12 protein-coding genes are annotated in these 9,585 nt (G+C 61.4%); all 12 read right to left on the bottom strand.

Annotation, left to right across the window (positions count from 1 at the left end; genetic code table 11):
* Nucleotides 1–94: 94 nt before the first annotated feature.
* The 12 genes from flhB to KL786_RS28930 all read right to left on the bottom strand — a co-directional run bounded on the left by flhB (nucleotide 95) and on the right by KL786_RS28930 (nucleotide 9,453).
* Nucleotides 95–1,231 (bottom strand): flagellar biosynthesis protein FlhB, encoded by a 1,137-nt coding sequence (gene flhB, locus KL786_RS28985; RefSeq protein ID WP_032859059.1) that lies wholly within the window; start codon nucleotides 1,229–1,231, stop codon nucleotides 95–97.
* A 3-nt stretch (nucleotides 1,232–1,234) separates the two neighbouring features.
* Nucleotides 1,235–2,020 (bottom strand): flagellar biosynthetic protein FliR, encoded by a 786-nt coding sequence (gene fliR / locus KL786_RS28980; protein WP_215519794.1) that lies wholly within the window; start codon nucleotides 2,018–2,020, stop codon nucleotides 1,235–1,237.
* Nucleotides 2,021–2,024: 4 nt separating this feature from the next.
* A complete protein-coding gene (gene fliQ / locus KL786_RS28975) occupies nucleotides 2,025–2,294 on the bottom strand; it encodes a flagellar biosynthesis protein FliQ (RefSeq protein ID WP_003192936.1) in 270 nt (89 codons plus the stop codon).
* A 4-nt stretch (nucleotides 2,295–2,298) separates the two neighbouring features.
* A complete protein-coding gene (gene fliP, locus KL786_RS28970; RefSeq protein ID WP_032859054.1) occupies nucleotides 2,299–3,042 on the bottom strand; it encodes a flagellar type III secretion system pore protein FliP in 744 nt (247 codons plus the stop codon).
* A complete protein-coding gene (gene fliO, locus KL786_RS28965; protein ID WP_065942411.1) occupies nucleotides 3,042–3,476 on the bottom strand; it encodes a flagellar biosynthetic protein FliO in 435 nt (144 codons plus the stop codon). The genes fliP and fliO overlap by 1 nt, the downstream gene beginning before the upstream one ends.
* 1 nt (nucleotide 3,477) lies before the next feature.
* The gene (fliN, locus tag KL786_RS28960; RefSeq protein ID WP_032859051.1) at nucleotides 3,478–3,945 is read right to left on the bottom strand and encodes a flagellar motor switch protein FliN; all 468 of its coding nucleotides are present in this window, start codon (nucleotides 3,943–3,945) and stop codon (nucleotides 3,478–3,480) included.
* A 42-nt stretch (nucleotides 3,946–3,987) separates the two neighbouring features.
* The gene (fliM, locus tag KL786_RS28955) at nucleotides 3,988–4,956 is read right to left on the bottom strand and encodes a flagellar motor switch protein FliM (RefSeq protein WP_032859049.1); all 969 of its coding nucleotides are present in this window, start codon (nucleotides 4,954–4,956) and stop codon (nucleotides 3,988–3,990) included.
* A 9-nt stretch (nucleotides 4,957–4,965) separates the two neighbouring features.
* Nucleotides 4,966–5,466 (bottom strand): flagellar basal body-associated protein FliL, encoded by a 501-nt coding sequence (fliL, locus tag KL786_RS28950; RefSeq protein WP_169897501.1) that lies wholly within the window; start codon nucleotides 5,464–5,466, stop codon nucleotides 4,966–4,968.
* A gap of 202 nt (nucleotides 5,467–5,668) precedes the next feature.
* Nucleotides 5,669–6,991, bottom strand: a complete 1,323-nt coding sequence (locus KL786_RS28945) for a flagellar hook-length control protein FliK (protein WP_215519793.1) — start codon at nucleotides 6,989–6,991, stop codon at nucleotides 5,669–5,671.
* A 90-nt stretch (nucleotides 6,992–7,081) separates the two neighbouring features.
* Nucleotides 7,082–7,423, bottom strand: coding sequence for an Hpt domain-containing protein (locus KL786_RS28940; protein WP_215519792.1), 342 nt, complete (start codon nucleotides 7,421–7,423; stop codon nucleotides 7,082–7,084).
* Nucleotides 7,424–7,453: 30 nt separating this feature from the next.
* Nucleotides 7,454–9,151, bottom strand: a complete 1,698-nt coding sequence (locus KL786_RS28935; protein ID WP_215519791.1) for an ATP-binding SpoIIE family protein phosphatase — start codon at nucleotides 9,149–9,151, stop codon at nucleotides 7,454–7,456.
* The gene (locus KL786_RS28930) at nucleotides 9,148–9,453 is read right to left on the bottom strand and encodes an STAS domain-containing protein (protein WP_169897497.1); all 306 of its coding nucleotides are present in this window, start codon (nucleotides 9,451–9,453) and stop codon (nucleotides 9,148–9,150) included. Before KL786_RS28930 ends, KL786_RS28935 begins: the two co-directional genes overlap by 4 nt.
* Between the last annotated feature and the right edge of the window lie 132 nt (nucleotides 9,454–9,585).

The following is a 9,585-nucleotide window of genomic DNA, read 5'->3' as shown; positions in this document are numbered from 1 at the left end:
GCCATCGCGGGCAAGCCCGGCTCCCACAGTTGATCGCGGTCAAATGTGGGAGCCGGGCTTGCCCGCGATGGCGTCCGAACAGCTACATCAAAACTCAGGAATCGCGCTGCAAATCCGGCGGAATCGGCAAATCCTTGAGCGGATCCGGCCGCTTGCCCTTGCCCGCACGGTATTGGCGAATCTGATAGACGTAGGCCAACACCTGCGCCACCGCCAGATACAGCCCGGCCGGGATCTCTTGTTCAAGGTCGGTGGAGTAGAAGATCGAACGCGCCAGCGCCGGCGACTCCAGCAGCAAAATGTCATTGGCCTGGGCGATTTCGCGGATTTTCAAGGCGGTAAAGTCGCTGCCCTTGGCCAGCAACATCGGCGCGCCACCCTTCTCGGCGTCGTACTTGAGCGCCACGGCATAGTGGGTCGGGTTGGTAATGACCACATCGGCATCCGGTACCGAAGCCATCATCTTGCGCTGGGACATCTCGCGTTGCAGCTGGCGGATACGCTGCTTCACTTCCGGCTTGCCTTCCTGGTCCTTGTGTTCGTCGCGCACTTCCTGCTTGGTCATCAGCAATTTCTTGTGGCTTTCCCACAGCTGGATCGGCGCATCCACCGCCGCAATCAGGATCAGCCCGCAGGCCATCCACAACGCACTCCAACCCACCAGTTGCACGCTATGAATGATTGCCAGTTCCAGCGGTTCATGGGCGATGCGCAACAAGTCGTCGATATCCGACTTGAGCACCACCAGCGCCACAAACAAGATGATGAAGAACTTCGCCAATGCCTTGAGCAGTTCCACCACGGCCTTGGCCGAGAACATGCGTTTGATCCCGGCCGCCGGGTTCATGCGGCTGAACTTGGGCGCCAGGCTGCCGGCCGCGAACAACCAGCCACCGAGGGAAATCGGCCCGATCAGCGCCGCCAGCAGCAAGGTGATCAGCACCGGTTGCGAGGCCAGGATCGCGATCTTCCCCGAGTGCAGCAGGTAGATACCCATGGCGCGCGGGTCAAGCAGCACTTCCCGGGGCAGGGAAAAACTGTGCTTCATGATTTCCATCAGATCCTGAGCCAGGCCGCCGCCGTAGATCAGCAGGCCGCCGGCCCCGGCGAGCATCACCGCCAGGGTATTGAGCTCTTTGGAACGGGCAATCTCGCCCTTTTCCCTGGAGTCCTTTTTACGTTTCTCCGTGGGGTCTTCTGTTTTGTCCTGACCACTCTCGCTTTCGGCCATGGCTCAGCGCGCCCGTGCCAGATCACGTAAGAACTGCAGGGCATCACTGGCCAGCGGTTGATACTGATTGAGAATGTCGGCCAGGCCGATCCAGAAAATCCCCAGGCCCAACACCAGGGTCAGCGGGAAACCAATAGCAAAGATGTTCAACTGCGGCGCGGCACGGGTCATCACGCCGAAGGCAATGTTAACCACCAGCAGCGCAGTGATCGCCGGCAACACCAGCAACAATGACGCGCCCAGCACCCAACTGAGGCGCCCGACCACTTCCCAGAAGTGGTTGACGATCAAGCCCTCGCCCACCGGCAAGGTGGTGAAGCTCTCGGTGAGGATTTCGAAGGCCACCAGATGGCCGTTCATGGCCAAAAACAGCAGGGTCACCAGCATGGTCAGAAATTGCCCGATCACCGCCACCGACACGCCGTTGGTGGGGTCGACCATGGACGCGAAGCCCATGCCCATCTGGATCGAGACGATTTGCCCGGCAATCACAAACGCCTGGAAGAACAGGGTCAAGGAGAAGCCCATCAAGGCGCCAATCAGGATTTGTTCGGCAATCAGCAGCAATGCACTGAGGTCCAGGGCATTGACCGGTGGCATCGCCGGCAATGTCGGCACAATGACCACGGTAATCGCCACGGTGAAGAACAGGCGCACGCGCTTGGGCACCAGGGTCGTGCCGATCACCGGCATGGTCATCAGCAACGCGCCAACGCGAAACAGCGGCAGGATGAACGCGGCCACCCACGTGCTGATCTGGGTGTCGGTCAATGCCAGCAAGGACTGCATCGGGTCAGCCGATCAACTGCGGAATACTGCCGTACAGCTGCAGGATGTATTCCATGAAGGTCTGTACCAGCCAGGGGCCGGCAACGATCAGCGTGACCAGCATCACCAGCAAGCGCGGGAGGAAGCTCAAGGTCTGTTCGTTGATCTGCGTGGCGGCCTGGAACATCGCCACCAGCAAACCCACCAACAGGCTCGGCACCACCAGCACGGCGACCATCAGGGTGGTCAGCCACAGTGCTTCGCGAAACAGGTCGACGGCGACTTCCGGAGTCATGGCGCTATACCCCTCCGAAACTGCCGGCGAGGGTGCCGATAATCAGCGCCCAACCATCCACCAGCACAAACAGCATGATCTTGAACGGCAACGAAATGATCAGCGGCGACAGCATCATCATCCCCATGGCCATCAGCACACTGGCCACCACCAGGTCGATGATCAGGAACGGGATGAAGATCATGAACCCGATCTGGAACGCAGTCTTGAGCTCCGAGGTGACGAACGCCGGCACCAGGATGGTCAACGGCGCCTGGTCCGGGCTGGCAATGTCGGTACGCTTGGACAGGCGTACAAACAGTTCCAGATCGCTGGAGCGGGTCTGCGACAGCATGAAGTCCTTGATCGGCCCCTGGGCCTTGTCCACCGCATCCTGGGCCGTGAGCTTCTCGGCCAGGTAGGGTTGCAGGGCTTGCTGGTTCACCTTGTCAAACACCGGCGCCATGATGAACAGCGTCAGGAACAGGGCCATGCCGGTGAGGATCTGGTTCGACGGCGTCTGCTGCAAACCCAGGGCCTGACGCAGAATCGAGAACACAATGATGATGCGGGTGAAGCTGGTCATGAGCATGACGAACGCCGGGATAAAACTCAGCGCCGTCATGATCAGCAGGATCTGCAGGCTGACCGAATACTCCTGGGCCCCGGCCGCGTTGGTGCCCAGGGTGATCGCCGGGATCGACAACGGGTCGGCGCCGAACGCCAGGGGTGCGGCCAGCAACAGCATGAGCGCCAATAGAACGCGCATTACTTCTTATCCTTCTGGTCCTTGCCCATCAGCTCCATCAGGCGCTGGGCGAACTCCGGGGTGGCGGCCTCGGTCTGGGCCACGCTCACCGGATGCTTGAGCACGTGCAGCGGGGTAATCCGGCCAGGGGTGAGGCCGAGCAGGATCTGCTCTTCGCCCACCTGCACCAGCACCAGGCGATCCCGCGCGCCCAAGGCCCGCGAACCCACCAGCTCGATGACCTGGGCATTGCCCGGGCCAATCCGCTGCACCCGGCGCAACAGCCAGGCGAGGACGAAGATCAACCCCACCACCAGCAGCAGGCCGAGCACCAACTGAGTCAGTTGCCCGGCCACATTGCCACCGACGGCCGGTGCAGCGGCCAAGGCCACCGGCTCAGCCGCAAATGCGCCCAGTGGCAGCGCCCACAACAGTCCCACCACCCAGCGACTCATCTCAGCGCAGCTTCTTGATGCGTTCGCTGGGGCTGATCACGTCAGTCAGGCGGATGCCGAACTTCTCGTTGACCACCACCACTTCGCCATGGGCGATCAGCGTGCCGTTGACCAACACATCCAGCGGCTCGCCGGCCAGGCGGTCAAGCTCGATCACCGACCCCTGGTTGAGTTGCAGCAGGTTGCGGATATTGATTTCAGTGCTGCCCACTTCCATGGAGATCGACACCGGGATATCGAGGATCACGTCCAGATTCGGACCGTCGAGCGATACCGGCTCATGGTTCTTCGGCACGCTGCCGAACTCTTCCATGGGCAAGCGGTTGCCCACCGGTGCAGTGGCAGCATCGGCCGCCAGCAAAGCGTCGATATCGTCCTGGCCTACATCGCCGGTTTCTTCCAGGGCAGCGGCCCATTCATCAGCCAGGGCCTGGTCTTCGGCGGAAGTGTTTTCGTGTTCGGTAGCCATTACATGTCCTCGGCGCAGCAAAAATCAGGAATGAGAGGGGAATCAGCGGCGGTTGATCGGCTCAACCACTTGCAACGCCAGGTTGCCTTTGTGGGAGCCGAGCTTGACCTTGAACGACGGCACGCCGTTGGCGCGCATGATCAATTCGTCTGGCAACTCGACAGGGATCACATCCCCCGGCTGCATATGCAAAATGTCCCGCAGGCGCAACTGGCGACGCGCCACGGTGGCGCTCAGCGGCACATCGACGTCCAGCAGGTCTTCGCGCAGGGCCTTGACCCAGCGTTCGTCCTGGTCGTCGAGGTCGGACTGGAAGCCCGCATCGAGCATCTCGCGCACCGGTTCGATCATCGAGTACGGCATGGTCACGTGCAGGTCGCCGCCACCGCCATCGAGTTCGATATGGAAAGTGGAGACCACAATGGCTTCGCTGGGCCCGACGATGTTGGCCATGGCCGGGTTCACTTCCGAGTTGATGTACTCGAAATTGACTTCCATGATCGCCTGCCAGGCTTCTTTCAAGTCGACGAAGGCCTGCTCCAGCACCATGCGCACTACGCGCAATTCGGTGGGGGTGAATTCGCGGCCTTCGATCTTGGCGTGACGGCCGTCACCGCCGAAGAAGTTGTCCACCAGCTTGAACACCAGCTTGGCGTCGAGGATGAACAGCGCGGTACCGCGCAGCGGCTTGATCTTGACCAGGTTGAGGCTGGTGGGCACGTACAGCGAGTGCACGTATTCACCGAACTTCATCACCTGCACGCCGCCCACCGCCACGTCTGCCGAACGGCGCAGCATGTTGAACATGCTGATCCGGGTGTAGCGGGCGAAACGCTCGTTGATCATTTCCAGGGTCGGCATGCGTCCACGGACGATGCGATCCTGGCTGGTCAGGTCATAACTTTTGACGCTGCCGGGCTCGGCAGCCATTTCGGTCTGTACCAGACCATCGTCGACGCCATGCAACAGGGCGTCGATTTCATCCTGGGACAGCAGGTCTTGCACGGCCATGTCGTGATCCTACTGCAATACGAAATTAGTGAAGAGCGCCTGCTCGACCACGACTTTGCCCAGTTCTTTCTGGGCCACTTCCTGCACGCTGGCAGTGACCTTCTGGCGCAGCATTTCCTGGCCCACCGGGGTGGCCAGGCTGTCGAAACTCTGCCCGGAGAACAGCATCACCAGGTTGTTGCGGATCACCGGCATATGCACCTTGAGGGCATCGAGGTCCGCCTGGTTGCGCGCCAGCAGGGAAATGCTCACCTGCAGGTAGCGTTGCCGACCGTTCTGGTTGTAGTTGGCGACAAAGGCCGGAAGCATCTGCTCGAAGATTGCCGGTTGCTTGACGTTGGTCGCGGTCTCGGCCGCAGGTGCAGGCTTGCTCTGGGCACTGTGCATGAAGTACCAGGTAGCGCCCACCGACACGCCGATGGCCAATAACAAGGCCACGACGATCAACAGGATCATCTTGAGCTTGCCCTTGCCTGCAGGTGCTGTTGCTGCGTCGTCACTCTTCGCCATGCCAATAATCCGTCACTATTCGGGGTTTCATAGATCCACGGGAAGGCAAGAGCAAGTGTTATGCCAGAGTTGTCACGGATTTCAGCGACGCTACAAAACCAGTGTGGGAGCTGGCTTGCCTGCGATAGCGGTGTGTCAGGCACGAGCTATATTGCTGCCCCACCGCTATCGCAGGCAAGCCAGCTCCCACAGAGGTCAGGTTTCAGGCGTAGTAGTCCACGGCGCTGGAGCCGATGACGGATTGGGCTATCGGCGCCGCCACTTCGGTGGCTTCGCCAGCAAGGCCGGTGTCATGCCCATCGTTGTGCCCACCGCTGCCGCTGACTCCCCGCGCCTGGTTCTGCTGTTGCTCCTGACCCTGGCCCTGCCAGCCACGGGACTGGTCGGAGACATTCACGTCAACCTGGCCCATGCCCTGCTGGGCGAACATTTCCCGCAGGCGCCCGGACTGGCTTTCCAGGGCCTCGCGCACGGCGGCGTGGCCGCTCATGAAGTTGACCTGGGCCTGCTGGTCGGCGCTCATGTTCACGCGGATATCCAGGCGACCCAACTCGGCAGGCTGTAATTGGATATCGGCGGACTTGAGGTTGATGCTGGACAGGTACATGACCCGGTTCACCACTTCCTCGGTCCAGCCACTCTGATGCATGGCCAGCGGCTGGTTATTGAGCGGCAAGGCGTTGGCGGTCTTGGGCGTGGCGGCCTGGGTCAGGGCAGCCAGGCGATTGGCAAAGTCATCGACGCGGGTGTCGCTGCTCGCGCCCTTCAAGTCCTTGAGGCCCTCTTCGATCAAGCCGCTGAAAGCCTTCTCGCCCCCCTGGTCGGTACTGTCCTTGGCCGCTTGCTGATCGACCATGGCCGCCAGGCCGTTAGTGAAGTTCTGTGCGGCGGTAGGCTCAGCCTGGGTCGGCGCGGCTTTTTGCGCGGCCTGGCTGCTGGCGGAGACATGCCCGCCCTGCTCCATCGCCAGGCGCACGGCCGGCAATGCATCCAATGGATCGGCTTCAGGGTCGAAGGTTGGCGCAACCTCTTCGGTGACCGGCGCGGTGGTCACGAGCAACGGCGCCACGGCGTCATCCACCACGGCGGCCGGGACAGCAACCGGAGCCGGCGTGACCGCCGCGATCAGCGCCGGGTCAACTACCGGATCGGCCACCGGCTGTACAGCCAATGCCGGATCCTTGCTGGTGCTTGTCTCGTCATCGCGGCTGGGCGTCTTGTCGTCCTTGACCTGCGGGCTGGCAGGCAAGGTCTTGCCGCTATCGGCAACCGCTGGGGTAGCAGCGGCAGGCTTGTCGTTGCCCACCTCTTTCTTGGCACTGACATCTGCCGGCTTGTCGCGGCTTGGCTTGGGTGCCATATCGGTGGCCTTGGCGGGCGCAACCTTGGACTCCTTGGCGAACACCTGGGCAAAGCCTGGCGCTTTGGCCCGCGCGTCCGCGGCCACTGCCTGGGCATTGACGGAGGAAGCCTGAGGCTTGACCGCGGGGGCGGCCTGCAGGAGCGAGTTGGGGGCGAGAGGCATAGGTCTGGTCTCCGCTGCGCAGGGTCGAGGGCGCAGTCAGCAGAGATAGAGCAAAAGTCGGGCCAGCTTTGCCAACCGGCCCATTGAACCCTAGAAGCGCTGGCGCTCCGACTCATACATCGGCTTGACCAGGGCGAACTCATGATCGATCTGGTCCACCAGCTTGCCCAGGTCAGTGACCTGCGCCTTGGCCGACTCGGCCTCCAGGCGCTGGCACAACCGCGCCAGACGCACGGCCCCCAGGTTGCCGCTGCTGCCTTTGAAACTATGGGCAATCTGCCCAAGCGCCTTGGCATCATCTCGCGCCTGGCGCAGCGCTTCGACGCGTTTTTGCGAGTCATCGAGGAAGGTGTCGAGCAAATGGGGGTATTCGCCTTCCATGACTTCCTGCAAACCCATCAACACGTCAGGGTCCATATGTATCTGCGTCACTTGCTCGCTCCTTGATCAAGAATCGGCGGATTATGCCAGAGCCTCCCAGCAAAACTCCACGCACACACTGCGCCCGCCATCGGACCAGCGTACATGGCTGCTCAGTTTCCGGACCAGGTTCAGCCCGCGCCCGGACAGACGGTCGATATCCAGCGGCCGCGCCAGGACTGTTTCCACATCAAAACCCGCACCGCTGTCTTCGATCCGCAGGCTCAGGCAACCACCCGCACCTGTCGGCAAGACATCGATATGCACACGGATATAGCCGCTACTCAACAGGGCCAGGCGCTCATTGCGCTGGCGATAATAGTCGGCAAACCCCTGCACATCGCGTTTGAGCCGTGAGTCCAGGCCCAGCACCCCATGCTCCAGGGCGTTGGAATACAGCTCGGCCATCACGCTGTACAACGCTGCGCTCTGGCCGCGCAGGCCGTGGATTTCCAGGAGCAATTGCAGCAAATACGGTAACGGGTTGTAACGCTTGAGTGTCTCGGCACGAAACTCGAAACTCACTGACCAGTCCAGCGGGCAGGATTGGCCGCTGTCGGTGTACTGAATAGCCGACGCATGCAGAGCCTGCTCAGGCAGCAGGCTGATTTCCACCAGGCTGACATCATCACGCACCTGGCCGCGAAAGCCGGCAAGGGCTTGTTCGATGTCCTCAAACAGGCGCTCAGGCTCACGGTTGGCGGCAAACACTTGTAGCAAACGCTCCACGCCAAACAATTGCTCATTGGCATCCGCCGTATCAATCACCCCATCGGACAACAGGAACACCCGATCACCCAGGGCCATCGGCCAGACTTGCGTGCAGTCGTCAAAAACCTCGGGCGCCAGCACGCCCAAGGGCAGATGCCGCGACACCAACGGCGTGCGCCTGCCCGTGGCCACTTCATGGACGTAGCCGTCGGGCATCCCGCCGTTCCACACCTCCACCACCCGACGCTGGGCGCTGAGACACAACAGCGTCGCACAACAGAACATGTCCACCGGCAGGATGCGCTTGAGCTTGGCGTTCATCTCCCGCAGGGTCTGCGCCAGGCCGTAACCCTTGGCGGTCATGCCGTAGAACACCTCGGCCAGCGGCATTGCGCCAACGGCCGCTGGCAAGCCATGGCCGGTGAAGTCACCGAGCAGCACATGCATGTCGCCCGACGGCGTGTAGGCCGCCAACAGCAAGTCGCCGTTGAACAGCGCATAAGGCGATTGCAGGTAACGGATATTGCGCGCGGCATTCAGGCAGCCGGCATGGGCGACCTTATCGAACACCGCCTTGGCCACCCGCTGCTCATGCAGCAGGTACTCATGATGGCGGGTGATCTGGTCGCGCTGCTGCAACACCGTGGCCTGCAGCCGGCGCAGGCGGTCCATGGCGTTGATCTTCGCCGCGAGAATGATCGGGTTGTAGGGCTTGGCCAGGAAGTCATCGCCACCGGCATCCAGGCAGCGGGCCAGGGCCTGGCTGCCATTCAGGGACGTCAGGAAGATGATCGGCACCAGCGTCTCGCCCGCCAGTTGCTTGATCTGCCGGGCGGCTTCAAAGCCGTCCATCACCGGCATCAAGGCATCCATCAATACCAACTGCGGGCGTTCGCGGGCGAACACCTCCAGCGCTTGCTGACCGTCAGTCGCGGTGAGCACCCGATGGCCCTGGCGCCGCACAATGGTCGATAGCAACAACAGATCGGCAGCGCTGTCTTCGGCGATCAGGACCGTCAGCAGGCTCAAGAGATATCAAACAGCTTGTCGAAATTGGAGATGGCGAGGATCTTGCGCACGTCGGAGCTGCTGTTGATCACCCGCACATCGGCGTCATCGCTACCGGCATGATCACGCAGCAACAGCAGCATGCCCAGGGCCGAACTGTCGAGGTAGGTGGCCTCCTTCAAGTCCACCACATAGATATCAGGGACCTTGTAGAACCGCTCGTAGGACTCTCGAAAAGCCTGGTGACTGCCGAAATCGAACCGGCCTTTGACGGCGATCGTCAACTTCGTCCCATCCAGGGATACTTCTGATTCAACCGACATACGACTGCTTCCTTGTCGTGGACATGTGCAACAAGGTGTAGCAGGTGATCACAGAGTGGGCAACATACAGAACCAAATGTGGGAGCGGGCTTGCTCGCGAATGCGGTATGTCAGTATCAAATGTACTGACTG

The organism is Pseudomonas sp. TAE6080 (assembly GCF_018732265.1).
In the GTDB taxonomy this organism is placed as follows: Bacteria; Pseudomonadota; Gammaproteobacteria; order Pseudomonadales; family Pseudomonadaceae; genus Aquipseudomonas; species Aquipseudomonas brenneri.
Note: the sequence above shows the minus strand (reverse complement) of the source record. Positions and strands in the feature narration are given on the sequence as shown.